The sequence below is a fragment of the Acidovorax sp. GW101-3H11 genome (genome assembly GCF_001633105.1).
Lineage (GTDB): Bacteria > Pseudomonadota > Gammaproteobacteria > Burkholderiales > Burkholderiaceae_C > Acidovorax.
Map to the genome: position 1 here is coordinate 79,744 of NZ_LUKZ01000020.1, position 22,819 is coordinate 102,562.

General features: G+C 66.3%; 21 protein-coding genes. 12 read left to right on the forward strand and 9 right to left on the reverse strand.

Annotated elements, in window-relative coordinates; translation table 11 throughout:
• Positions 1 to 8 precede the first annotated feature (8 nt).
• Positions 9 to 1,124, reverse strand: coding sequence for an anhydro-N-acetylmuramic acid kinase (locus A1D30_RS17280; RefSeq protein WP_277922022.1), 1,116 nt, complete (start codon positions 1,122 to 1,124; stop codon positions 9 to 11).
• 193 nt (positions 1,125 to 1,317) lie between these two features.
• Positions 1,318 to 2,688 (reverse strand): M23 family metallopeptidase, encoded by a 1,371-nt coding sequence (locus A1D30_RS17285; protein WP_063461959.1) that lies wholly within the window; start codon positions 2,686 to 2,688, stop codon positions 1,318 to 1,320.
• Positions 2,689 to 2,891: 203 nt separating this feature from the next.
• Here A1D30_RS17285 and tyrS point away from each other — a divergent pair, with 203 nt between their 5' ends.
• Positions 2,892 to 4,124, forward strand: coding sequence for a tyrosine--tRNA ligase (gene tyrS, locus A1D30_RS17290; RefSeq protein ID WP_063461960.1), 1,233 nt, complete (start codon positions 2,892 to 2,894; stop codon positions 4,122 to 4,124).
• A 107-nt stretch (positions 4,125 to 4,231) separates the two neighbouring features.
• On the opposite strand, the gene A1D30_RS17295 is transcribed toward tyrS, so the two are convergent.
• Positions 4,232 to 5,233, reverse strand: a complete 1,002-nt coding sequence (locus A1D30_RS17295; protein WP_063461961.1) for a LysR substrate-binding domain-containing protein — start codon at positions 5,231 to 5,233, stop codon at positions 4,232 to 4,234.
• Positions 5,234 to 5,370: 137 nt separating this feature from the next.
• Between A1D30_RS17295 and A1D30_RS17300 the strand changes: the two genes are divergently transcribed.
• Together A1D30_RS17300 and A1D30_RS17305 are read left to right on the forward strand one after the other, a co-directional pair.
• Positions 5,371 to 5,946: a DUF2917 domain-containing protein gene (locus A1D30_RS17300; RefSeq protein ID WP_063461962.1), complete on the forward strand. Its 576-nt coding sequence runs from the start codon at positions 5,371 to 5,373 to the stop codon at positions 5,944 to 5,946.
• 105 nt (positions 5,947 to 6,051) lie between these two features.
• Complete coding sequence (locus A1D30_RS17305; protein WP_063461963.1) at positions 6,052 to 6,444, forward strand: DUF2917 domain-containing protein; 393 nt, start codon at positions 6,052 to 6,054, stop codon at positions 6,442 to 6,444.
• A gap of 136 nt (positions 6,445 to 6,580) precedes the next feature.
• On the opposite strand, the gene A1D30_RS17310 is transcribed toward A1D30_RS17305, so the two are convergent.
• Positions 6,581 to 7,270: a TetR family transcriptional regulator gene (locus tag A1D30_RS17310; protein WP_063461964.1), complete on the reverse strand. Its 690-nt coding sequence runs from the start codon at positions 7,268 to 7,270 to the stop codon at positions 6,581 to 6,583.
• A gap of 250 nt (positions 7,271 to 7,520) precedes the next feature.
• On the opposite strand from A1D30_RS17310, the gene fabF reads away from it, so the two are divergent.
• Entirely contained in the window at positions 7,521 to 8,801 is a 1,281-nt protein-coding gene (gene fabF, locus A1D30_RS17315; RefSeq protein ID WP_063461965.1) for a beta-ketoacyl-ACP synthase II, read from the forward strand.
• 28 nt (positions 8,802 to 8,829) lie between these two features.
• On the opposite strand, the gene A1D30_RS17320 is transcribed toward fabF, so the two are convergent.
• Positions 8,830 to 9,228, reverse strand: coding sequence for a BLUF domain-containing protein (locus A1D30_RS17320; protein WP_063461966.1), 399 nt, complete (start codon positions 9,226 to 9,228; stop codon positions 8,830 to 8,832).
• A 138-nt stretch (positions 9,229 to 9,366) separates the two neighbouring features.
• Between A1D30_RS17320 and A1D30_RS17325 the strand changes: the two genes are divergently transcribed.
• Positions 9,367 to 10,122, forward strand: coding sequence for a Crp/Fnr family transcriptional regulator (locus A1D30_RS17325; RefSeq protein ID WP_063461967.1), 756 nt, complete (start codon positions 9,367 to 9,369; stop codon positions 10,120 to 10,122).
• Here the strand turns inward: A1D30_RS17325 and A1D30_RS25865 are convergent.
• On the reverse strand, positions 10,086 to 10,244 hold the full coding sequence (locus A1D30_RS25865; RefSeq protein WP_157891337.1) for a hypothetical protein: 159 nt from the start codon (positions 10,242 to 10,244) through the stop codon (positions 10,086 to 10,088). The two genes, A1D30_RS17325 and A1D30_RS25865, sit on opposite strands and share 37 nt — an antisense overlap.
• Before the next feature lie 45 nt (positions 10,245 to 10,289).
• Here A1D30_RS25865 and glmU point away from each other — a divergent pair, with 45 nt between their 5' ends.
• The gene (gene glmU, locus A1D30_RS17330) at positions 10,290 to 11,708 is read left to right on the forward strand and encodes a bifunctional UDP-N-acetylglucosamine diphosphorylase/glucosamine-1-phosphate N-acetyltransferase GlmU (RefSeq protein WP_063461968.1); all 1,419 of its coding nucleotides are present in this window, start codon (positions 10,290 to 10,292) and stop codon (positions 11,706 to 11,708) included.
• A 123-nt stretch (positions 11,709 to 11,831) separates the two neighbouring features.
• Positions 11,832 to 12,635 carry an ATP-binding protein gene (locus tag A1D30_RS17335; protein ID WP_063461969.1) on the forward strand — a complete coding sequence of 268 codons (804 nt, stop codon included), beginning with the start codon at positions 11,832 to 11,834 and terminating at the stop codon, positions 12,633 to 12,635.
• 26 nt (positions 12,636 to 12,661) lie between these two features.
• Here A1D30_RS17335 and A1D30_RS17340 read toward each other — a convergent pair whose 3' ends face one another.
• Together A1D30_RS17340 and A1D30_RS17345 are read right to left on the reverse strand one after the other, a co-directional pair.
• Positions 12,662 to 13,714 carry a diguanylate cyclase gene (locus A1D30_RS17340; RefSeq protein WP_063461970.1) on the reverse strand — a complete coding sequence of 351 codons (1,053 nt, stop codon included), beginning with the start codon at positions 13,712 to 13,714 and terminating at the stop codon, positions 12,662 to 12,664.
• A gap of 150 nt (positions 13,715 to 13,864) precedes the next feature.
• Positions 13,865 to 14,356 carry an Lrp/AsnC family transcriptional regulator gene (locus A1D30_RS17345; protein ID WP_063461971.1) on the reverse strand — a complete coding sequence of 164 codons (492 nt, stop codon included), beginning with the start codon at positions 14,354 to 14,356 and terminating at the stop codon, positions 13,865 to 13,867.
• A 135-nt stretch (positions 14,357 to 14,491) separates the two neighbouring features.
• On the opposite strand from A1D30_RS17345, the gene glmS reads away from it, so the two are divergent.
• A complete protein-coding gene (glmS, locus tag A1D30_RS17350) occupies positions 14,492 to 16,417 on the forward strand; it encodes a glutamine--fructose-6-phosphate transaminase (isomerizing) (protein WP_063461972.1) in 1,926 nt (641 codons plus the stop codon).
• A 638-nt stretch (positions 16,418 to 17,055) separates the two neighbouring features.
• Here the strand turns inward: glmS and A1D30_RS17355 are convergent.
• Positions 17,056 to 17,964 carry a LysR family transcriptional regulator gene (locus tag A1D30_RS17355; protein WP_063461973.1) on the reverse strand — a complete coding sequence of 303 codons (909 nt, stop codon included), beginning with the start codon at positions 17,962 to 17,964 and terminating at the stop codon, positions 17,056 to 17,058.
• A 223-nt stretch (positions 17,965 to 18,187) separates the two neighbouring features.
• Between A1D30_RS17355 and A1D30_RS17360 the strand changes: the two genes are divergently transcribed.
• The 4 genes from A1D30_RS17360 to A1D30_RS17375 all read left to right on the forward strand — a co-directional run bounded on the left by A1D30_RS17360 (position 18,188) and on the right by A1D30_RS17375 (position 22,819).
• The gene (locus tag A1D30_RS17360) at positions 18,188 to 18,826 is read left to right on the forward strand and encodes an NAD(P)H-dependent oxidoreductase (protein WP_063461974.1); all 639 of its coding nucleotides are present in this window, start codon (positions 18,188 to 18,190) and stop codon (positions 18,824 to 18,826) included.
• Positions 18,823 to 19,683, forward strand: coding sequence for an NAD(P)-dependent oxidoreductase (locus A1D30_RS17365; RefSeq protein WP_063461975.1), 861 nt, complete (start codon positions 18,823 to 18,825; stop codon positions 19,681 to 19,683). Before A1D30_RS17360 ends, A1D30_RS17365 begins: the two co-directional genes overlap by 4 nt.
• A 438-nt stretch (positions 19,684 to 20,121) precedes the next feature.
• Positions 20,122 to 20,421 (forward strand): putative quinol monooxygenase, encoded by a 300-nt coding sequence (locus tag A1D30_RS17370; RefSeq protein ID WP_063461976.1) that lies wholly within the window; start codon positions 20,122 to 20,124, stop codon positions 20,419 to 20,421.
• Between the two features lie 367 nt (positions 20,422 to 20,788).
• Positions 20,789 to 22,819, forward strand: a complete 2,031-nt coding sequence (locus tag A1D30_RS17375) for a UvrD-helicase domain-containing protein (RefSeq protein WP_063461977.1) — start codon at positions 20,789 to 20,791, stop codon at positions 22,817 to 22,819.

The following is a 22,819-nucleotide window of genomic DNA, read 5'->3' on the forward strand; positions in this document are numbered from 1 at the left end:
TGCTGCGCTCACGCCGGGTACACCGCACCCAGCACGCGGGCACCCGCTGCGCCGGTCACGCTGGGCAGGTTGCCGGGGGCCTGGTGCAGGGCCTGGCGCGACAGCCAGGCAAAGGCGGCGGCTTCGACCTGCAGCGCGGGCAGCCCCAGGGCATCGGTGGCCACGACCTGCAGCGCAGGGCACAGGGCCTGCAGGCGGCGCATGAGCTGGGTGTTGAGCGCACCACCCCCACACACCGCCAGGATTTTGCTATCCATTTTGCAGCTATCAACGCATGCTGAGCAGGCGGTAGCAGTGAATTCTGTCAATGTGGCCTGCACATCGGCGGGCGCTGCCGACCCGAAGCGCTCCAGGTGGGKGGTGAGCCAGGGGGGGTTGAACAGGTCGCGCCCCGTGCTCTTGGGCGGCGGCTTGTGCAGAAAAGGCTCCTGCATCAGCGATGCCAGCAGGGCGGGCAGCACCTGCCCGGTGGCAGCCCAGGCGCCATCCCTGTCGAAGGCCTGGCCGGTGTGCAGCTGGCACCAGTGGTCCATCAGCGCATTGCCGGGCCCGCAATCAAACCCCAGCACGCTGCCGTCCGCGCCCAGCACGCTGAGGTTGGAGATGCCGCCAATGTTCAGCACCAGCACCGTCTCACCAGGCCGCCCGAAGATGCCCTGGTGGAAGGCGGGCACCAGTGGCGCGCCCTGGCCGCCCGCTGCCACGTCGCGGCTGCGCAGGTCGGCCACCACGGTGATGCCGGTCCGCTCGGCCAGCAGGGCGGGGCTGAGCAGCTGCAGGGTGTAGCCCGTGCCGTCGAATTCCTGGGGGCGGTGGCGCACAGTCTGCCCGTGGGCGCCGAGGGCGCGGATGGCGCTGGCAGGCAGGCCGCTGCGCTGCAGCAGCGTCTGCACCACCTCGGCATAGGCGCGCGACAGCGCGTTGCCTGCAAGGGCCGCGCGGTGCAGTTCGTTGTCGCCGGGGGTGTTCAGGGCCAGCAGCTCGGCGCGCAAGGCGGGCGCAAAGGGGGCGCTGGCGTGGTGGCTGACCCGCATGCGCGGGCCGGAGAAGTCTGCCAGGACCCCATCGATGCCGTCGAGCGAGGTGCCCGACATCAGGCCGATGTACAGATCGGATGCGCTCACTGCAGCTGTGCGCAATGTGAAAGTGTGGGCCTCAAAGCCCCGCTTTCAGCAGCGCTATGCGCGTTGCAACTGGCGCGGCGAAGGCCAGCGGCCGCCGCGCAAGGGCCGCCGCGCCGCGTGTGCGGCGCTTTGCTTGCGAGCGCTGGCGGCGTCCCCCTTCGGGGGGAAGGCGCGCAGCGACTCAGGGGGGGCTTCATTCAGCGCTGGCTTGCTCGATGAGTGCCGCTGCGTTCAGCTGCACACGCATGTTGGCGGCCAGGCGGTCAAACGCGGGGCGCCCGGCGGCCGAGACGGGCGCAGCGGCTTCGCTCTGGGCCACGATGGTCATGGGGTCCTGGTGCTGGCCATTGACGCGGAACTCGAAGTGCAGGTGCGGGCCGGTGGCCCAGCCCGTGGCACCCACGGCGCCCAGGGTCTGGCCCTGCTCGACCGACTGGCCCTGGCGCACGTCGATGCGGCTCAGGTGGGCGTACACCGTGACATGCTGGTTGCGGTGCTTGATGAACACCACGTTGCCGTAGCCGTTCTGCACCCCGGAGAACTCCACCACGCCATCGCCCACGGTGCGGACGGCGGTGCCCGTGGGGGCGGCGAAGTCGGTGCCCAGGTGGGCGCGCCAGGTCTTCAGGATGGGATGCAGGCGCATCTTGAAGCCGCTGGTTACGCGCGAGAACTCGACCGGCGAGGCCAGGTAGGCGCGGCGCATGCTTTCGCCGTCCAGCGTGTAGTAGGCGTCCTTGGTGGCGTTGGATTCCTGGAACCACACCGCCTGGTGGGTCTTGCCGTTGTTGACAAACTCGGCGCTCAGCACACGGCCGCTGCTCAGCGGCTCGCCATCGGCTTCCAGGGTTTCGTACACCACCGAGAAGCGGTCGCCCTTGCGCAGCGAGCGGCGGAAATCGATGTTGCCCGAGAACAGTTCGGCCACCTGCACGGCCACGGCGTCGGGGATGTTGGACGCGTCGGTGGCGGCAAACAGCGAGCTTTGGATGATGCCGCCGGACAGCCGGCTGCTGGTCGTCATCTTGGCAGTTTCGATGCGCGTCGCAAACTTGTTGTCGCCCTTGCGCTCGACGATCAGGCGGCGGAAGTTGCCGCTGTCGTCCGGCACCCAGCGCACCGTCAGGCGCACCAGGCGGTGGTCGTCGGTGGTTTCGGCCGACACGATGCGGCCGGTGCGGCCCAGCACGTTCTGGCGCACGGGGGTGTCACCACGCATGAAGGCGGCGGCGGCCGGGTCGGCCACGCCCAGGCGCTGCAGCAGGGATTCGGGGGTGTCGCTGGAGCGCACCTGCTCGGAGCGGAACAGCGAGAAGCCCGGGGTCTCCAGCTCGCCCAGCACGAGGTTCTCGGCCAGCGATTCGACGGGGTAGCTCACCATGCGCACGGGCAGCTCGGCCGGATCGGGCGCGAAAGACGCCACAGCGAAGGCCCCGCCGCCGCCCGTCAGCAGGACGGCGGCAACGGCGGCGGTGATGCGTTTGGGGTGTTGTTGGATCGTGCGGGACAGTCGGTCAAGCAAAGCGGTGCTGGCGGTGCGGACCGTAGTGAGGCCGTGAATCAAAGGTCTATCCCCAGGGTGATTGTGGTGCCATGGCGTTCCCCCGGTGTGAATGCGGGGCGAGGCCAGGACCACAGACTGTCAGGCTGCAGCCATTCGACAGGTTGATAAAAACAGGTCAAAACGGCGGGCCCACTAGAATCCGCCTCTGCAATGTGGGCTGAAGTATAGCGGCGCATGCTGTCTAGACATCCCAAAAAACCCTTATGAATCAATCTGCTGTTACAACAACCCCGGTCTCTGATGGTGTAAGACAAGCCCTCGAAATCTCGCTGCGCGGCGTGCAGGAACTGCTGCCGCAGGACGAATGGGTCAAGAAGCTGGCGCGCTCGGAGGCCACGGGCCAGCCGCTGCGCATCAAGCTGGGGCTCGATCCCACCGCGCCCGACATCCACATCGGCCACACCGTGGTGCTGAACAAGATGCGGCAATTGCAAGATCTGGGCCACCAGGTCATCTTCCTGATTGGCGACTTCACCAGCCTGATCGGCGACCCTTCGGGCCGCAACAGCACCCGCCCGCCGCTCACGCCCGAGCAGATCAAGGTGAATGCCGAGACCTACTACAAGCAGGCCAGCATGGTGCTGGACCCGGCCAAGACCGAGATCCGCTACAACAGCGAGTGGAGCGAACCCCTGGGCGCCAGCGGCATGATCCAGCTCGCATCCCGCTACACCGTGGCACGCATGATGGAGCGCGACGACTTCCACAAACGCTTCACCACCGGCCAGTCCATCGCGGTGCACGAGTTTTTGTACCCGCTGATGCAGGGCTACGACTCGGTAGCGCTCAAGAGTGACCTGGAGCTGGGTGGCACGGACCAGAAGTTCAACCTGCTCATGGGCCGCCACCTGCAGCAGGAATATGGCCAGGAGCCGCAGTGTGTGCTCACCATGCCGCTGTTGGTAGGCCTTGACGGTGTGGACAAGATGTCCAAGTCCAAGAACAACTACATCGGCATTGCCGAGGACGCCAACACCATGTTTGCCAAGGTGCTGTCGATCAGCGACACCCTGATGTGGGACTGGTTCACCCTGTTGTCGTTCCAAAGCCTGGCCGAAATCGCCGCGCTCAAGGCCGAGGTGGCGGGCGGCCGCAACCCCAAGGACGCCAAGGTGATGCTCGCCAAGGAGATCACTACGCGCTTCCACAGCGCTGCAGCGGCCGATGCGGCCGAGCAGGACTTCATCAACCGCAGCAAGGGCGGCGTGCCGGATGAGATTCCCGAGGTCAGCCTGTCGGGCGCACCGCTGGGCATTGGTGCGCTGCTCAAGCAGGCCAACCTGGCGCCCTCGGGCAGCGAAGCCAACCGCCTGATCGACGGCGGCGGCGTGCGTGTGGATGGCGGCGTGGTCAGCGACAAGGGCCTCAAGCTGGCCGCTGGCACCTACGTGGTGCAGGTGGGCAAGCGCAAGTTCGCGCGGGTCACATTGGCCTGATATTTATGAACTAAATTGGCCTTCACCGCGCGCTGGATAAGCGGTGATTGCTATAAAAACAGAAGCAAAAGCGCCGCGCCTGCCCAGGTCGGCGCTTTTTTGCTTTTTCAGGCACCGTCCAGGTTGTCGTTCAGATCCGTGTCGGGCACATCGCCAATCGCCTGGCGGGTGGCCTCGGCCTGCACCTGCAGCCAGGCGCAAAAAGCCTTGATCTCCGGCCGGTGCAGGCTGCGCGGCCCCACCATCAGCCAGTAGGCCAGGGGGGAGTCGATGCGGTGGCCGGGCAGCACCTCCACCAGGTCGCCCGAGGCCAGCGCGTCCGCAATCAGCGGCATGCGCGCCAGCGCCAGGCCCTGCCCGGCCAGTGCGGCCTGCACGATCTGGTGGGCGTAGTTGAAGTACAGCCAGCGCTGGGGTTGCAGCTTGGTCAGGTCGCGGGTGTCGAACCAGCGGCGCCAGCTCAGGTACTCCAGGTAGTGCGTGCGGTGGGCGTCGCCCGCCTCGATCAGGGTGAACTGCGCCACATCGGCGGGGGTGCGCAGCGGCTTGCCGCTCTTGAGCAGCCAGGGGCTGGCCACCACGGCCAGTTGTTCGCCAAACAGGCGGATGCCGCCCTGCGTGGCCCCGGCGGGCATGGCGTAGCGCAGGGCCAGGTCCACGTCCGAGGTTTCCAGATCCACCTGCACATCGCTCGCATCAATGCGGATGTCGATGCCCGGGTTGTCGCGCTGGAACTCCTCCATGCGCGGAATCAGCCACATCGACGCAAAACTGGCCCAGGTGGTGATGGCCACGCTGCGGCGCCCGGCCGTCTGGCGCACCAGGCGCACGGCGGCGTCCATGCGCTCCAGGGCAGGGCCCACGGCGCGCTGCAGCTGCGCGCCCGCGCTGGTCAGCTCCACCGCACGCGTGTGGCGCAGGAACAGCGCCACGCCCACCTCTTCTTCCAGTGCCTGGATCTGGCGGCTCACCGCCGACTGGGTGAGCGCCAGCTCATCGGCAGCGGCGCGGAAGTTCAGGTGCCGCGCCACGGCCAGAAAGGCGCGCCAGTGGCCCATGGCCACAGGGCGGGTGCGCAGCACAGCGGGTGAGTATTCGGCTGAGGCCATGGCAGGTCTCCCGGAGGGATTTGATTCATGCGTTGATGGAATGAATAGCGTACCGCGTTTTCATTGGACTGTGTGTGGCGCAAGGATCACTATTCATGCTCCAAAACACCTGTTTTATCCACTCTAAGGAGCCTGTCATGTCTGCCCGCAACGTTCTGGAATCGCAACAATCCGTGCAAGCCGCCGTGGCTGGCCGTTCTGCGGCCGGTTGCTGGAAACTGACCCCCGGCCGTGCCCTGTCGCTGCACCCGCGTGAGCGCAGCGTGCTGGAGATTGCCCAGGGCCGCGTCTGGCTCACGCTGAGCGGGGCCTTGCCTAGCCGCCAGCCCGCCGACATGCCCGCAGATTTGGCCCTTGGCGTGGCCGACCACCTGCTGCAGGCCGGTGACCGCCTCGACATCGCAGCGGGCCAGCATGTGGTGATGGAGGTCTGGGCCCCGGCGGGCTCGCCCGGCGAGGACGTGGCCTTCCATTGGCTCGGCGCCCCGGCCCCGGTGCCCGCGCAGGCCCAGCGTGCCCTGCGGCCCGGTGCCGAATGGGAGTGTGGCGTGGTCCAGCCCCTGCGCGACCTGGTGCAGGCACTGGCCCAGGGCGGGCGCGCCGTGGGGCTGGCGGGGGCCCAGGCACTGGGCGCCGGAGGGCGCCTGGTGCTCGGAATCGCCCGTTTTGCTCTCATTCGGATAGCGGCACCGCGCGAAAGCAAGCCCGCTTGAGCGCGACATGCAAGAAGAGCATCAATTGCTGCATTCCTTTTCATTGGACGCTGCAATTAGCACAGAGCACCATACAGTCCATCAAGGGTAAACCCGGAGATTCACATGACCACCTCGCAGACCTTCCAGTTCTTTTCCACCGCTGCCACGGCTGCTGCCGCCCACGGTGCCAGCACCTTGCTGCCAGGCAAGGCCCTCAGCCTCACGCCCCGCGCGCCCATGGCCCTGCGCATCGCCGAAGGCCAGGCCTGGGTCACGCTGGACGAGGGCCCCTACGGCACGGGCGCCGAAGCCGGGGACGTGTTCCTGCACGCCGGCCAGACCCTGTGGGTGGCTGCAGGCCAACACGCCGTGGTCGAGCCCGTGGGCCAACAGCGCCTGCAGTACCGTTTCACACGCACGCCGGTGGAGATGGCCAGCACCGCCACCCCCTGGTGGCGCCGTGCGGCGTTTGGCAGCCCATCGGTGGCGCTGGCCAGCGACGCCTGCTGCGCCTGATCCCTCCCGCCGAGGGGCGGCGGCGCACCCTGCCGCCTGCCGGATGGCCTCTCGGTTTCATGCTCAAAAGAGCTTCTTGCGCGCATCCATGTAGCGCAAGAAGCTCTCTTTTTGATAGCAAAATATCTTTCCCTGCTCACCGGCCTTCAGCGCTCGGTGCCTCCAGCCACTGGATCAGCTGGTCCTGCAGGGTGGTCAGAATCTCCTCAGACAAGCCCGGCTGCGCGGCCGCTGTGGCCCGGGCCAGCACCAGGCCGCCGACCATGGTGGCCAGCACCTGCATGGCGTGCGCGCGGTGGATGGCTGCGGCGGCGGCCGCCGTCGCTTCGTCGGCATCCTGCGGCGCGGTGCCAGCGGACACAACGGGCATGGCGGGCATGGCGGGCATGGCGGGCGCGGCAGGCGTGCTGTCGGCCAGCAGCTGCGCAAAGCGCTGGATGTTGCGCTCGATGCCGTCGGCAAACACCTGCGACAACTCGCCACCCGCGCGCGCTGCGTCCACCGCCAGGGCAGCGACGGGGCAGCCGGTGCCGGGGGCGTCGCGGTGCTGGGACGAGAGGTAGCTCTGGATGCGGTCGGCCACGCTGGCGTTGGGCGTGTGGCCGTCCAGCGGTGCAATCGACCAGTCGAATGCGCGGGCGCAGGCTTCACGCACCAGGGCGTCCTTGGACTCGAAATGCCGGTACAGCCCGCCGTGGGTGAGTCCCGCGTCGCGTGTGATGTCGGCCACACCCACGCCCGTCAGGCCGCGCTCGCGGTAGAGCCGGGCGGCGGCGTCCAGGATGCCCTGGCGGTTTTCGGCGGCCTGTGCCTTGGAGACTTTCATGGGGTGGGCCTTCTATTGATTGCGACCGTACGCAAAGCGATGTTTTGTGTTTATGATGACGGCCCCAATCATAAATGCCCGGCCCTTCTGCGGCGGTGTGACCGCGTGGCCCGCCACCGGGCGGCCGCTGGCTCCGTCAACCCGGGGCCGCAGAGGCGCCAGGCGGCAACCAGCGAGGTGATTCCATGACCCCCACCCCTCTTTCCCACCGCAGCGCCGTGGCGCCCGCCGCACACGGAGCGGCCCGTTGATGCGCCGCGTTGTCATCACCGGCATGGGCCTGGTGTCACCCCTGGGGTGCAATGTCGAGCTGGCCTGGCAGCGGCTGTTGGCGGGCCGCTCGGGCATCACCGTGCTGCCGGAGGCTGTGACCGAAGGCGTGCCCGCCAAGGTGGCCGGGCGGGTGTTGCCCTTGTCCGAAGACGCCGAGGGCGGTTGGGATGTGGATGCCGTCGTCTCGCCCAAGGACCAGCGCAAGATGGACCGCTTCATCCCCTTTGCGCTGGGCGCCGCCGACCAGGCGCTGGCCCAGGCGGGGTGGCCGGCAGTGGGGGGTGATGAGGCGGCGCGCGCGCGCTCGGCCACCGTCATCGCCTCGGGCATTGGCGGCTTTGGTGCGATTGCCGACGCCGTGCGCACCACTGAAACGCGCGGGCCGCAGCGGCTGTCGCCGTTCACCGTGCCGTCGTTCCTGGTCAATCTGGCGGCAGGGCAGGTGTCGATTCGCCATGGCCTCAAGGGGCCGCTGGGCGCGCCGGTCACCGCGTGCGCCGCCAGCGTGCAGGCGATTGGCGATGCCGCGCGCCTCATCCGCAGCGGCGAAGCCGACATCGCCGTGTGTGGTGGCAGCGAGGCCGCCATTGACCGCGTGAGCCTGGGCGGTTTTGCGGCGGCCAAGACGCTGTCCACCGGCTTCAACGCCGCGCCCGAGCAAGCCTCACGCCCGTTCGATGCGCAGCGCGACGGTTTTGTGATGGGCGAGGGGGCGGGCATGCTGGTGATCGAGGCGCTGGAGCATGCGCTGGCACGCGGCGCCCAGCCGCTGGCCGAGCTGGTGGGCTATGGCACGTCGGCCGACGCGTACCACATCACCTCCGGCCCCGAAGACGGCGACGGTGCTGCGCGCAGCATGTGGGCGGCGCTGGCGCAGGCGGGCCTCACGGCACAGGACGTGCAGCACCTGAACGCCCACGCCACCTCCACCGGCGTGGGCGACCGGGGCGAGCTGGCCGCCATCCGCCGCGTGTTTGGCACGGGGGCCGGACCCGCCATCGTCTCCACCAAGTCGGCCACGGGCCACCTGCTGGGCGCGGCGGGCGCGGTGGCCACCATCTTCACGGTGCAGGCGCTGCGCGACCAGGTGGTGCCTGGCACGCTGAACCTGCACACACCGGATGAACTGGCGCAGGGGTTGGATCTGGTGGCCCTGGCGCCGCGCCGCATGGCGCTCACACACGCCATGGTCAATGGGTTTGGCTTTGGCGGTGTCAACGCCACGCTGATCCTGCGGCGCTGGACCGAAGCTGCGTGATGCGTGGAAGAGTGCGCGAGGCGGCAGGTCAGAGCACCAGCTCGCCCCGCACGATCTCGAACGCGGCCATGGCCGCATCCCCGTCCAGCAGCTCCATGCGGGCCAGTGCATCCACGTCTTCCACGGTGCTGAACGCCAGGCTGAAGTGCTGAAAGCGCCGCCCCGCCAGCGGGCCGTGGTGCAGCACCTCGATGTTGATGTGGCGGGGGTCGTTGCGAATGCGCTCGATGAGCTTGAGCACGGCTTTTTGCGGGCCCTCCAGCTGCTGGCAAAAGCGCTGTCCGTCAAAGATCAGCAAGCCCGTCACGTCCAGCTCCGCGTTGACCTGGCGTGCGCGTCCGGCAATCTCGGCGACCACGCTCAGCGGTTGATCGGGGGCGATGGTGCTCACGTAGAGCACCTCGTACAGGGCGGGGGATAGATTCATAGATGCAGCCCAATGTAGGGGGCTCCAGGTGCCCGCGCAATGTCAAAAGACATAGCAGCGCCAGTGGCTCCGCCCAGTCTGCTGCGCGGTTGCAACACGGTGTGTGTCGGTGCCAGCCATCCCTAGAATCGCTTCCTCATGAACGTCACCTTGCCCGCCAATGTCTGTGCTCCGGCCTGCCGCGATTGCCGGTTGCGCAAGACGGGGGCCTTCACCGCCGTCAAACCGGAGGTGCTGGACTTCATCGAAGGCTTTCGCACCGACAGCTTGGCTGTGGAAGCAGGCGGTGCGCTGGTGCGGGAGAACCAGACCAATGCCAAGCTGTTCACGCTGTACTCGGGCTGGGCGTTTCGCTACAAGACGCTGAGCGACGGGCGCCGCCAGATCCTCAACTTTCTGCTGCCCGGCGACCTCGTGGGGCTGCAGCAGGAGTTTGGCGAGGTGTCGGCCCACGGCATCGAGGCGCTGACCGATTGCGCGCTGTGCGTGTTCCAGAACGACAGCCTGTGGGCCGTGTTCCGCGAGCATCCGCGCCTGGGCTACGACATCACCTGGCTGTCGGCCCACGAAGAGGGCCATGTGGACGACAACCTGCTCACCGCCGGCCGCCGCAACGCCACCGAGCGTGTGGCCATGCTGCTGATGCACCTGTACCGGCGGCTGGACCGCATCGGGCTGGTGGAGGACGGCTCGGTGGCCTTCCCGCTCAACCAGCAGCACATTGCCGACGCGCTTGGGCTGTCGTTGGTGCACACCAACAAGACGCTGCGGCGGCTGTCGCTGCTGGGCCTGCACGAGCTGAAAAACGGGCGGCTGCGCCTGCTCAACACCCGGGCCCTCGCGCGCATCGCCGAGTACTACGACACGCCGCCCCGGCTGATGCCGCTGCTGTAGGCAGCGCCGGTGCTGGCGGTGAGGGGCGTGAATGGCTGGATGTGCCGGTGGACCATGCCGGGCTTGCCATGGATGGGATAACGTTTTGCCGGGGCCGTGCCGCCGTCGATAATCCACGGCAAACCTGCGCGCAGCTGCCTGCCGCGCCTTATTCCCACTTTTTTTCCATGACCCCAATCGACATCCTCATCATGGCGGCCGGCAAAGGCACGCGCATGAAAAGCCGCCTCCCCAAAGTGCTGCAGCGCCTGGCCGGACGCCCGCTGCTGCACCACGTGCTGGACCAGGCGGCCCACCTGCAGGCGCGCAGCGCCACCGTCATCACGGGCCATGGTGCTATAGAAGTAGAAGCAGCTTGCGCAGGTGCAGCGCGCGCAGACGGCAGTTTTGACCTGAAATTTGTTCGCCAGGAACCCCAGCTGGGCACGGGCCACGCCGTGTTGCAGGCCGTGCCCCACCTGCGCGATGACGGCACGGCCGTGGTGCTGTCGGGCGATGTGCCGCTGACCCAGGCCGACACGTTGCGCGCGCTGGTGGCGGCCAGCGGCGGCGAGCAGCTGGCGCTGCTCACGGTGACCTTGCCCGACCCAACGGGCTATGGCCGCATCCTGCGCAACGCCGATGGTGCCGTGCAGGGCATCGTCGAACACAAGGATGCGAATGGCACCCAGCGCGCCATCGCCGAGATCTACAGCGGCATCATGGCCGTGCCCGCGCGCCTGCTGCGCGGCTGGCTGGCGCGGCTGACCAATGACAACGCCCAGGGCGAGTACTACCTCACCGACATCGTCGCCATGGCCGTGGCCGACGGCGTGCCTGTGGTGGCCTACCACATCACCGACGCATTGCAGGTGGCGGGCGTGAACAGCCCGCTGCAACTGGCTGAGCTGGAGCGCGCGCACCAGCTGCGCCAGGCCCGTGCCTTGATGGAGCAGGGCGTGCGCCTGGCTGACCCGGCGCGTTTTGACCTGCGCGACGACACCCGCACCGGTGCGCGCGGCGAGCTGCTGTGTGGGCAAGACGTGGAGATTGACGTCAACTGCGTCTTCACCGGCCGGGTGGAGCTGGGTGAGGGCGTGAGCATTGGCGCGCACTGCTGCATTGCCAACGCACGCATCGCGGCGGGCGCGGTGGTCCACCCCTACACCCACATCGACGGCGAAAAGGCCGGAGCCACCGTGGGCGAGGGGGCGCTGATCGGCCCCTTTGCCCGCCTGCGCCCTGGCGCACAACTGGGCCGCGAAGTGCACATCGGCAACTTCGTGGAAGTGAAGAACAGCACCATGGCCGACGGCGCCAAAGCCAACCACCTGGCCTACCTGGGCGACGCCACCGTGGGCGAGCGCGTGAACTACGGCGCGGGCAGCATCACCGCCAACTACGACGGTGCCAACAAACACCGCACGGTGATTGAGGCCGATGTGCACGTGGGCAGCAACTGCGTGCTGGTGGCGCCCGTGACCATTGGCGCAGGCGGCACGGTGGGCGGCGGCAGCACCATCACCAAAAGCACGGCACCGGGCGCGCTGAGCGTGGCGCGCGGCAAGCAGGTGAGCATTGCCAACTGGAATCGCCCGAAAAAATGAAGCACCCCCTGAGTCGCTTCGCGCCTTCCCCCTCCAGGGGGACGCCGCCAGCGCGGCGGGGCGGCCCTTGCGCGGCGGCCACTGGCCTAGGCCGTGCCCTGCTGACGCTTTTGGAAGCTTGGCATGAACAGTGAAAACGAACTGCAGACGGTCGAAGGATTGCGCGCCGAACTGGCCCGCAGCCAGCAGCAGGTGGCCGACATGGCGGCTGCGCAGGAGGAGTTCTTGCGCGCCGTCTCGCACGACCTGCGCGCGCCGCTGCGGCATGTGACGTCATACGGCACGCTGGTGCGCGAGGTGCTGGGCGACCTGCCGCCCGAGGTGGTGCAGGGCGCCGAGGTGCAGGAGGCGCTGGGTTTTCTGACCACCATGGACCAGTCCGCCCGGCGCATGGGCCTAATGATCGACGGCCTGCAAGCCCTGGTGCGCGCCAGTCGCGCCCCGCTGCGCCTGCAGCCCGTGCCGCTGGCCGATGCGATGGCCCACGCACGCGCCACGCTGGCTCCTGCCGAGGCGGGGCGGTCCGTGGAATGGCACGTGGATCCCGACCTGCCCACGCTGCACGCCGACCCGGTGCTGCTGCAGGAGTTGCTGGTGCAGTTGCTGGGCAATGCGCTCAAGTTCACGGGCCCCGTGGCCCAGCCCCGTATCACCGTGCGGGCCGACGCGGCACCCACAGGCAGCGTGGCCTTCACGCTGCAGGACAACGGCGTGGGCTTTGACCCGGCGCGCGCGGGCGCCTTGTTCGGCGTGTTCCAGCGCCTGCACCGCGAGACCGAGTTTGACGGCGTGGGCGCAGGGCTGGCCCTGTGCCGCGCGATTGCCCAGCGCCATGGTGCTGCGGTGGCCGCCATGGCGGCGCCGGGAGCGGGCTGTACGGTGCGGGTGGCGTGGCCTGTGGTCGCAGCGGCTGCAGCCGCTGTGTAAGAGCCGGCGGCTCTGTAAAAACGCGTTTAGACCGCTGGCGCCAGCGCGGGCTCCATGTAGCCCGACACGCGGTTGCGCCCTTCGTGCTTGGCCACATACAGCGCTGCATCGGCCGCATCGATCCAGGCGCGCAGGTTGCTGTGGCGGTGGTCGGCCGGGGCCACGCCGATGCTGCTGGTGATGCGCAGGTCGGGCAGGTGGCGCAGCCGCACGCATTCGGTCTGCTCGCGGATGCGCTGGGCAATCGCCAGGGCGTCGCGGGCGTGCATGCCGGGCAGCACGATGGCAAATTCATCGCCGCCAAAGCGCCCCGCGCAGTCGCCCGCGCGCACATGGCCGCGCACCACATGGGCCAGGGCGCGGATCACCTCGTCCCCCACGGTGTGGCCGTGCAGATCGTTGATGCTTTTGAAATGGTCGATGTCCAGCATCAGCATGCAGGCGGGTTCGTCGGTGGTGTGGTGGCGGCGCAGCGCGGCTTCGGCCTGTTCTTGCCAGTGGCCGCGGCCAAACAGGCCGGTGAGCGCGTCCACGCGCCGCAGTTCGTCCAGCATCAGGTTGTTGTGTGTGGCCTTGCGGATGAGCTGGTAGCTCACGATGCTGACGGACAGCGTGTGCAGCACCATCACCGGCAGGCAGGCCACCATCACCCGCATGGAGGTCTCGGGCGCCCAGTGCATGCCGGTGAGCAGGGTGCTGGCGGCGCCCGCCACCAGCATCACCACCAGGGCGCGCGCCCACAGCCCCCGGATGCCGGTGGTGATCTTGTCCACCAGCGTCAGGGTGACCAGCAGCACGCTGGGCAGCAGGTTGAAATGCATGAGCGGCACCAGCGCAGCGGTCAGGGCCGAATCGATGAGCAGGTTGCGGGTTTCGGTGCGGTAGGGGTCGGCGCTGCGCAGGGTGAGCAGGTAGGCCACATGGGGCCAGGCAAAGCAGGGCAGCACCATGCACAGCCAGGCCAGGGTGGAGGCCTGGCGCTCCCACAGCACCACGCCCACCACCATGCCGCCCAGCCCCATGCCCAGTACGCGCAGTGGATAGATGCGGCGGGGCATCTGGCGTCGGGAGGTTGGCATCGGTCTGTGGGGGTGCCCGCAAGGGCAAAGGTCAAGGATGCGCGGGAGCTTACAACGCACGTCCGGACGATGCCAGCAAGAAATGACCATCTAGCGCCAGGCGCTCTGGTGGGGCTTTGGGTTATCAAATTTGATAGCTAGAAGCGCTTGTCAGTCGCGCGCAAGAGGCACTTTTGTATCGAATTTTGCGCGCCGGGTCGCAAAGAAGGCCTTCACATTGCGCACATTGGCGTCGCCCGTGAACAGCCGCTGCGACAGCGCCAGGTACCCCGGCATGTCGCGCGTGTGCACCACCAGCACAAAGTCCGGGCCCGGTGACACGCGCCAGCATTGCTGCACGGCGTCGTCGGCCACCGCGCGCGCCTCGAAGGCGTCGAGCTGCTCTGCGCCCTGGCGGTCCAACGACACCTCGACGATGCAGGCCAGCCCGTGGCCCTGCAGCGCGGCCAGCCGGTCGGGCTGCAGGATGGCCACCTGGCGCTCGATCAGCCCCGCATCCTGCAGGCGCTTGACGCGGCGCAGGCAGGTGGGCGGCGACACATGCACCTGCTCGGCCAGCGCCTGGTTGCTTTGGGCGGCGTCGGTCTGCAGCAGGTTGAGCAGCTGCAGGTCGGTGGCGTCCAGTGTGATTTGTTCCGTCATCTTTGGTATTTTGAACTTAAATTTCACTAATGGGTTTTTGTGAAATTTAAGTTCAAATTTGTTTGAATATCAATCAAACATTTCTTTTTGGGCTGCCTACCATCGCTCCATCGTTTTCCAACCAAGGCATTCACCATGTGCGGCATCGTCGGCGCAGTCTCCACGCGCAACATCGTTCCCATCCTCGTGCAGGGCCTGCAGCGGCTGGAGTACCGGGGTTATGACTCCTGCGGCGTGGCCGTGCACGGCGCCAGCATCGACGCATCGCGCCACGGCACCGCACGCGGCGGCCTGCAGCGTGCCCGCAGCACGGCCCGCGTGGCCGAGCTGCTGGAGCAGGTGCAGGCCGAGCATGTCGATGGCGCCACCGGCATCGCCCACACGCGCTGGGCCACCCACGGGGCGCCGGCGGTGCACAACGCCCACCCCCATTTCAGCCATGGCCTGGGCGTTGACGCTGCCACCCAGCAGGCAGGCCGCGTGGCGCTGGTGCACAACGGCATCATCGAAAACCACGAAGAGCTGCGCCGCACTTTGCAGGCACGCGGCTACGTGTTTGCCAGCCAGACCGACACCGAGGTCATCGCCCACCTCGTGGACAGCCACTACAGCGGCGACCTGTTCGAGGCCGTGCGGGCCACGGTGGCCGAGCTGCACGGCGCCTACGCCATCGCCGTGATCCACAAGGACGAACCCCACCGCGTGGTGGGCGCGCGTGCGGGCTCGCCGCTGATCCTGGGGGTTGGAAACGCGGGGGCAGAGCACTTTCTGGCCAGCGACGCCATGGCCCTGGCGGGCGTGACGGACCAGATCGTCTACCTGGAAGAAGGCGACCTGGTGGACCTGCAGCTGGGCCGCTACTGGATCGTGGGCAAGGACGGCGCCGCGCTATCCCCCGCGCAGCGCCCCGTGCGCACCGTGCAGGCCCACAGCGGCGCGGCCGAGCTGGGCCCCTACCGCCACTACATGCAAAAGGAAATCTTCGAACAGCCGCGCGCCATTGCCGACACGCTGGAGGGGGTGGAAGGCATCGTGCCCGAGCTGTTCGACGGTGCGGGCCAACACGGCCAGCCCGGCGCGGCCGCCTGGCGCGTGTTCAAGGAGATCGACAACGTCTTGATCCTGGCCTGTGGCACCAGCTACTACAGCGGTTGCGCGGCCAAATACTGGCTCGAAGAAATCGCGGGTATCCCCACCCAGGTGGAGGTGGCCAGCGAATACCGCTACCGCACCAGCGTGCCCAACCCGCGCACCCTGGTCGTCACCATCACCCAGAGCGGCGAAACCGCCGACACCCTGGCCGCGCTGCGCCATGCGCAGAGCCTGGGCATGCAGCACACGCTGACCATCTGCAACGTGGTCACCAGCGCCATGGTGCGCGAATGCAAGCTCGCCTACATCACCCGCGCGGGGGTCGAGATCGGCGTGGCCAGCACCAAGGCCTTCACCACGCAGCTTGCGGGCCTGTTCCTGCTCACGCTGGCCTTGGCGCAATCCAAGGGCCGCCTCTCCGAAGAACAGGAAGCCGCCCACCTCAAGGCCATGCGCCATCTGCCGGTGGCCCTGCAAGCCGTGCTGGCACTGGAGCCTCAATTGATCAGCTGGGCCGAAGACTTCGCGCGCATGGAAAACGCCCTGTTCCTGGGCCGGGGCCTGCACTACCCCATCGCGCTGGAGGGTGCGCTGAAGCTCAAGGAAATCAGCTACATCCACGCCGAGGCCTACCCCGCTGGCGAACTCAAGCACGGCCCCCTGGCCCTGGTCACCAGCGCCATGCCCGTGGTCACGGTGGCACCCAACGATGCACTGCTCGAAAAGCTCAAGAGCAACATGCAGGAGGTGCGCGCCCGCGCCGGCGTGCTCTACGTGCTGGCCGACGGGGACACCCACATCGAAAGCAGCGAAGGCATCCATGTGATCCGCATGCCCGAACACTACGGCGCGCTCAGCCCCCTGCTGCACGTGGTGCCGCTGCAATTGCTGGCGTATCACACGGCCTGCGCTCGGGGGACGGACGTCGATAAGCCAAGGAACTTGGCCAAGAGTGTCACGGTGGAGTGAGGGAGAGGAGGCTCTTCGAGTCCGTCGGGGAAATTCCGCATTGAGAAATTAATGCCGCCTTATTTGAGGCGGTTCATGTATCGACGCATGTGGAGGGGCGGTGGGCTGCTTCAGGCTGAGAGCAGCCGCTCGCCCCCCCTTTTGCGACCGACCGCTCATCGCGAGAGCCGACACTGCTTGTCAAGTCAGCACTTGGTCTCCGGACCAAGATCACCGTTGGCGCGGGCAGCCGCAGTGCAGCGGGGGTGTTCGTTGGCTGTTGCTTCTTCTTGCGCGGTTGGTAGTGGGCCGTCGGGCAGCCAAGGGGGGGCGCGAATCTCAAATCGCGCTTTACAAGAGTGGCGAGTGCAGGGACTTGAATTCAGGGCCGTGATGCTGAGGGATGATGTTGGGTTACAGCTCTGCAGCGGTTGCCGCGATCGCGGACGAGGCTCCTTCTGCAGCGAGGGGCCAGAATCGGGCGCTGAATCTTGAACCACGAAGCTGGCCACGGGATATGCAGCCGCTCAGGTGTGACGCAGTGAGGCCGCTGTCCCGAATAGCAGTCGAACGCGCCGCAGCATCAGAAGGTTGCTTTCACATCTGCTTCTATGTCCTCAATCGGGCCCGGAGCAAACTGGGTCGATTTTCTGCAGACCTCAACGCATAGCATCCCGCATGAAATCCACGAAGGCGCGTACCTTCGCCGGAACGTAGGACCGGCTGGGATACACCAGCCAAGCGTTTGAAGGCGCTTCACTGGCCGCCACCTGATGGTCAGGAAATAGGTCCACCAGACGCCCGGCCGCGATGTCGTTGTCTATCAACCAGTCAGGTAGCAACGACGGTCCCATTCCGCCCAACGCGCATTCGCGCAGTGCAATGCCACTCGTCATTAGTACGTTTGGGACCACAGCGACGGCCGCTCCCGAGGTGTTGTCATGCGCCCCGGGTTCGCTAAACCACCAGAGATCCCTGAACCCCGGCAGGGAAAATGTCAAACAAGGCATCCCGGCCATGTCCTCGGGTACTTGGGGCGGTTTAGTCTGCGACATGATCCACTCAGGACTTGCAACAACCCGGTATCGGATGCGCAGCAGTGGCAAGGCCACAAGAGAAGAATCGCGAAGCGTTCCCAGCCGGACGGCAACATCTATTCGCTCTGCGACCAAGTCCACCACTGCGTCTGAAAAAACCAGATCCAGCTTCAACAAGGGATGTGCCCTGCTGAATTCGGGCAGCAGAGGCACTATGCGGCGCAATCCAAAAGTATTGGACACGCTCAAACGCAGCACGCCTTGAACTTTGCCCGCTGCGTCCACGGCCGCTTGACGCGCGCCCTGGAACTCTTCCAGCAAGGGAGTCAACCGGCTCACAAAGGCGGCGCCAGCTTCGGTCAATGCCAACTTGCGGGTACTCCGCTGGAACAAGCGAACGCCTAGGTCGGCCTCGAGTCCAGACACCGCTCTGGAAATCGATGACGGGTCCACATCCAACTCACGAGCTGCAGCAGCAAAGCTCCCGGTTTGCACCGCACGCGTTAACCACTCAAGTTCGGAAAGATTCATTCAGATTGATGAGAAATTCCCATTTATCAATTGCGTGAGATTGATTGTCATGCAAGTAGGGCATGAATACTCTTCTGTTGGTGATCAGTTTCGGAGGTCGGTGCATCGGCAGGTTGTGAAGGCTAGCCGCCGAAATGGTCTCGCCTGGCACTTCGGAGCGCGCGCTGTATCCCCGAGTGCGACCGCAGTGCCTCGTTTTATCGAACTTACCTCAAAGGACCCAATGAAGAACACCGCTGCCCCTACATTGCTGCGCATTGATTCCAGCGCCCGAAGGAACGGATCTGTGAGCAGGCTACTTGCCGACAACATCGAGAACGCCTGGCTTGGCGCCCATCCCGATGGCGAAATCAAAAGGCGCGATCTGGCCGCCGACCCGATGTCCCACATTAGCGAGACCACTATTCAGGGCTTCTACACGCCAGCTGAACAGATGACTTCCACCTTGCTGGCCGCCACTGCGTTATCAGATGTTCTGATCGCCGAGCTGAAGTCAGCTCACACGGTGCTCATTTCTGCGCCTATCTACAACTTTTCAGTGCCCTCATCTCTCAAGGCCTGGATCGATCAGGTGGTACGCATCGGGCACTCGTTTGCCTACGACGGGCAAAGTTTTTCAGGATTGGTCACTCAGCCACGCGCCGTGCTCGCCCTGGCCTACGGTGCGGCGGGGTACCAAGGCCCGATGAAAGACATGGACCACCTGGGCCCGTATCTCACCCAACTGCTGGGCTTTCTGGGATTGCCCCGAGTAGATCTCATAGCTGTAGAAGACACCACGGGTGAAGCTCTAAAGGTGTCGGATGCCGTCAAAACTGCTCAGTCCGCGATTCCATCCTTGTTTCAGCGGGTGCCAGCATGACGGGGCATGTCGCCTTCCTGGGGTTGGGCGCTATGGGGCAGCGCATGGCGCGACGCCTGTTGGAGGCGGGAAACTCCGTTGTGGTCTGGAACCGAGATTCCGCAAAGACATCCGCCTTGGAGACTGCGGGCGCCCAAGTGGCAGCGACACCGGGCGCGGCAGCCAACGGCGCCATCCTGGTAGTGTCCATGGTGCGTGACGATGAGGCTTCTCGCAGAGTTTGGTGTGCCCCTGGCGATGGTGCCTTGGCGCGCATGGATGAGAGTGCTGTCGCCGTAGAGTGCTCAACCCTGAGCCGAGGCTGGGTGCGAGAACTTGCGGATGCAGCAGCCAAGCACGGTGTGTCCCTTCTCGATGCACCGGTTGCAGGCTCTCGACCGCAGGCCGAATCTGGACAACTCATCCATCTGGTCGGCGGTGAACCTCCGGCGCTGAAGCGGGCGGAGCCTTACCTCAAGAGCTGGAGTGCAACGGTACTGAGCGTTGGCCCGAGCGGCAGCGGCACGCTCGCCAAATTGTTGTTGAATCAACTATTCGCAGTGCAGGTTGCTGCGATGGCGGAAATCGTTGCCAGTGCACGGGGTGCGCAGGTGGACGTGTCCCGCCTGATCGAGGCGATTGGCGCAACACCGGTGTGCAGTCCGGCATTGAAAGTGGCCTCAATGGCAATGCTCGGGACCAACCATCCCCCACAGTTTCCGCTGGAACTGGTTGCCAAGGATCTCAGCTATGCCGCCTCATTGGCGGACAGCACACTGCATCCCATTTCCGAGGCCGTTCAGCTTACGGTGGCGAATGCCCTGAGAGCAGGCCTTGGCGGGCAAAACATCACAGCGCTATGTCAGCTATACGATTAACCGCTACGTGTCAGATGCCATCGCCAACGCGACGGGACACCAGCAGATTGCCAACCTGATTTTCTCGGCGTATTGAAGAACGGCTTGCCGTGAACTCAGCGCCAGATGCGCCTGGCAGCGCAAGCCCGCATCTGGTGTTTCGTGTGGCGCCGCAGCCCCATCTGTCCGTGCCACGAAGATTCCTCGGGGCGTTCATTGCCCAGGTAGCTGTAGTTGCCGCTTGCGCTGCTGCAGCCAGCTTACGCTGCCCGTCAGCCGAGTAGAACGCGTTGTTCACGCCCATCACGCCATTGGCATCACACCCCAGCCCGCGCGCGTGGACTAGCCTGCGCTACATGACCGGTGCCATCATCCCCATCGACGGCGGCGCCCGCGCGCGTTAGCGCCTGGAGCATTCGTTCAGTTCTTTCCAACCGCAAACACAGAGGAAGCCACACCATGATCATCGTCACAGGCCATGTGATCGCACGCCAAGATACGGAGGAGGCCGTTGAACGGCTGGCCGTGGAGCACGTCCTGTGCTCCCGGGCCGAGCCAGGGTGCATTTCCCACGAAGTGAGCCGCGATGTGCAACAGCCCCTGCGCTTCGTGTTCGTGGAGCGCTGGAGCGACATGGCCGCACTGCAGGCCCATTTCCGAGTGGAAGCTTCGCGCAAGTTCGCACAGTCGATGGCCAGCTTGTGTCATGAGCCTCCGCAGATCGATATCTATGAGGCAGAAATGGCTGGCGCACGCTGACGACGCTAGTTCAATACCTGCGATCCCGCCAACGGGACCAGGAACTCTATGTACTCTTGAATAGGTCCAGACTCACGTTGCGGGTGGGCGTATCAAGCGCATCGTTCCCCACCCGCTGCACGTGCTCGACGCTGCCTGCCTTGCGTCGGGAGCCTGTTGCACTGGCCCGGCGCTGGGTATGTGGCTGTCGGGGTTGTTGTTTGCTATCAAATATGTAGCTGTATATTGATATGGGTCGCGCGCAGAGGCTTTTTTTTGTTTGAATTTTCGGCGTTTGGGGCAACGCAGGTGCTTCAGCGCAGCCCCCAGGCACCGTTGGCGCGGCCGGTGACAATAGCGCCCCCGTCTGCCACATGGCCCCCAAGAAATGACACACCCCCCCGCCAGGAGCTGGAACAGCCAGTGGTTCGTGCCCACCGGCGAACAGCAGCAGGTGCTGCAGTCCAGCGCACCGGCCCTCATCATCAGTGCGCTGGCTGGCACAGGCAAAACCACCACGTTGTGCATGAAGGCCTGCCAGCTGCTCGCGGGCCTGGGGCCGCAGGGGCGCATCCTGGTGCTGGCCTATTCCCGCGCCGGGGTGACGGCGCTGCGCGACCGGTTTCTCAAGCTCCATGGCGCCGTGCCCGCCAGCCTGGAGATCCTGACGATCGAGCAGCTCAGCGAACAGGTGCTCAAGGCCCAGGGCGATCCGGTGGTCAAGCTCGATGACCCGGTGCAGCGGCGCTTCTTGATCCTGCAGGCACAGCAGGCGCTGCGCCAGGAGCTGGCGCGCAGCCCGGACCTGGACGCCGACGCCGTGCTGGCACACGACGTGGACATCGACGCGTTTCTGGCGTTCGAAGCCCTGGCCAAGAAGCGGCAGCTGGACAAGCAGTGTGAGGATGAGGACCAGGGCGGCACCTTGCGGGATTTTTGTGAAGCGCAGGACCTGGACTACGGCCTGTACCGCCTGCTGCGGCACTACGAGCGCATGCGCGTGGGCATGGACCACGAACCCCGCTTCTATGCCGAGGGCGACTGCAGCTTCGAGCTGTGCCGCCAGCTCGACCTGCTGGGCTGGGACGAGCCCTGCGAGCCGCTGGTGGGGCGCTATGGCGCGGTGCTGTTTGATGAACTGCACGACCTGGACGAAGGCGCGCTGACGATTCTGCGCAAGCTGGTGCAAAGCCACAACGGCGTGTTTGTGGGCGCGGGCGACTTCAACCAGCACATCCACGAGGGCGCGTTCTCGGTGTTTGGCGGCGCGCTGCAGCACATGCGGGGCAGCCTGCCTGCGGGCACGGAAGTCCTGCGTATCCACACCACACGCCGCTTTGGCGCGGAGATCTGTGCGGCCCTCAATCCCTTGTTCGGGGTGGAGTTTGCGTGTGCTCCGCAAAGTTCGGACTCGTTCGTGCACCTGCGCTACGACACGGACGCGCACTGCGCGCAGCAGCTGGTGGAGCTGCACACCCAGATTGTTCAGGGCTGGGGCGGCCTGCGGGCTGACACATCCGACAAGGGCGGGCACAGCGCGCTGAACGTGGTGCTGCGCAACCCGCAGGACAGCATCCTGCTGGAGTGGGTGTTTGGGCACGAAGGTGTGCACTACGGCTGCCAGGGGATGGGCGCCTTCTACCTGCGCCGCGAAGTGGCCCTGGTGCTGTGCCTGATGTGGGTGCTGGACGGCGACAGCGCCGCAGAGCGGCCCCTCACCCCAGGGATCGTGGCCGCCGCCATCCAGGGGCTGCTGCACTATGGCCGCCGCAACGCCCGGCCCGATGCGGTGGACCCCGACGTGCTGGCCCAGGGCCAGTTTGACGATGCGGGCTGGAGGGTGGGGCCGGGGGCCAGTGAAAGCCAGCAGCTGGCCGCGACCCTGCATGGCAATGCGCCGCTGATGCAGCGCTACATCGTGCACGGCACGCTGGACCGCAACGCCCCGCCGCTTGCAGACGCCTGTGCCCAGGCCCTGGCGCTGGGGCCGGAAGTGCTGGCCGATGCCGGCGCGTTTTTCAGCCATGCGCGGGTGCGCCGCATCTTTGACGATGCCGCCATCCATGGCGTGGAGCGGCAGGCCTGCCTGGCCAGCCTGGAGCAACTGGCACGGCTGGCGCAGGGCATGCCTGCAAGCGAGTTCCTGGGCCGCCTCACGCTCATGGCCACCACCAGCATCGCGATGTACCAGGCCAAGGAGCCCGTCACCCTGCGCCTGCTGAGCGTCGAGGCCTGCAAGGGGCGCGAGTTCATGTTTGTGGCCGTGCCGTTTGTGGAGCGTGGGCGGTTTCCGGGCCCGGCCTCGCATGCAGAGGCTTACCGTGAGCGCAACATGCTGTACGTGGCCATGACCCGCGCACGCACGGCGCTGTGGCTGCTGGAGAGCGCCGCGCGGCCGGTGAGCCCGGGGCCGGTGTAG

Bases quoted from the DNA above. Each gene is read 5' to 3' on its own strand.
- A1D30_RS17355 (WP_063461973.1), bottom strand. From the start codon at position 17,964: ATGAATCTTTCCGAACTTGAGTGGTTAACGCGTGCGGTGCAAACCGGG.
- tyrS (WP_063461960.1), top strand. From the start codon at position 2,892: ATGAATCAATCTGCTGTTACAACAACCCCGGTCTCTGATGGTGTAAGA.
- glmS (WP_063461972.1), top strand. From the start codon at position 14,492: ATGTGCGGCATCGTCGGCGCAGTCTCCACGCGCAACATCGTTCCCATC.
- A1D30_RS17375 (WP_063461977.1), top strand. From the start codon at position 20,789: ATGACACACCCCCCCGCCAGGAGCTGGAACAGCCAGTGGTTCGTGCCC.
- A1D30_RS17335 (WP_063461969.1), top strand. From the start codon at position 11,832: ATGAACAGTGAAAACGAACTGCAGACGGTCGAAGGATTGCGCGCCGAA.
- A1D30_RS17345 (WP_063461971.1), bottom strand. From the start codon at position 14,356: ATGACGGAACAAATCACACTGGACGCCACCGACCTGCAGCTGCTCAAC.
- glmU (WP_063461968.1), top strand. From the start codon at position 10,290: ATGACCCCAATCGACATCCTCATCATGGCGGCCGGCAAAGGCACGCGC.
- A1D30_RS17325 (WP_063461967.1), top strand. From the start codon at position 9,367: ATGAACGTCACCTTGCCCGCCAATGTCTGTGCTCCGGCCTGCCGCGAT.
- A1D30_RS17360 (WP_063461974.1), top strand. From the start codon at position 18,188: ATGAAGAACACCGCTGCCCCTACATTGCTGCGCATTGATTCCAGCGCC.
- fabF (WP_063461965.1), top strand. From the start codon at position 7,521: ATGCGCCGCGTTGTCATCACCGGCATGGGCCTGGTGTCACCCCTGGGG.
- A1D30_RS17340 (WP_063461970.1), bottom strand. From the start codon at position 13,714: ATGCCAACCTCCCGACGCCAGATGCCCCGCCGCATCTATCCACTGCGC.
- A1D30_RS17295 (WP_063461961.1), bottom strand. From the start codon at position 5,233: ATGGCCTCAGCCGAATACTCACCCGCTGTGCTGCGCACCCGCCCTGTG.
- A1D30_RS17365 (WP_063461975.1), top strand. From the start codon at position 18,823: ATGACGGGGCATGTCGCCTTCCTGGGGTTGGGCGCTATGGGGCAGCGC.
- A1D30_RS17300 (WP_063461962.1), top strand. From the start codon at position 5,371: ATGTCTGCCCGCAACGTTCTGGAATCGCAACAATCCGTGCAAGCCGCC.
- A1D30_RS17305 (WP_063461963.1), top strand. From the start codon at position 6,052: ATGACCACCTCGCAGACCTTCCAGTTCTTTTCCACCGCTGCCACGGCT.
- A1D30_RS17310 (WP_063461964.1), bottom strand. From the start codon at position 7,270: ATGAAAGTCTCCAAGGCACAGGCCGCCGAAAACCGCCAGGGCATCCTG.
- A1D30_RS17320 (WP_063461966.1), bottom strand. From the start codon at position 9,228: ATGAATCTATCCCCCGCCCTGTACGAGGTGCTCTACGTGAGCACCATC.
- A1D30_RS17370 (WP_063461976.1), top strand. From the start codon at position 20,122: ATGATCATCGTCACAGGCCATGTGATCGCACGCCAAGATACGGAGGAG.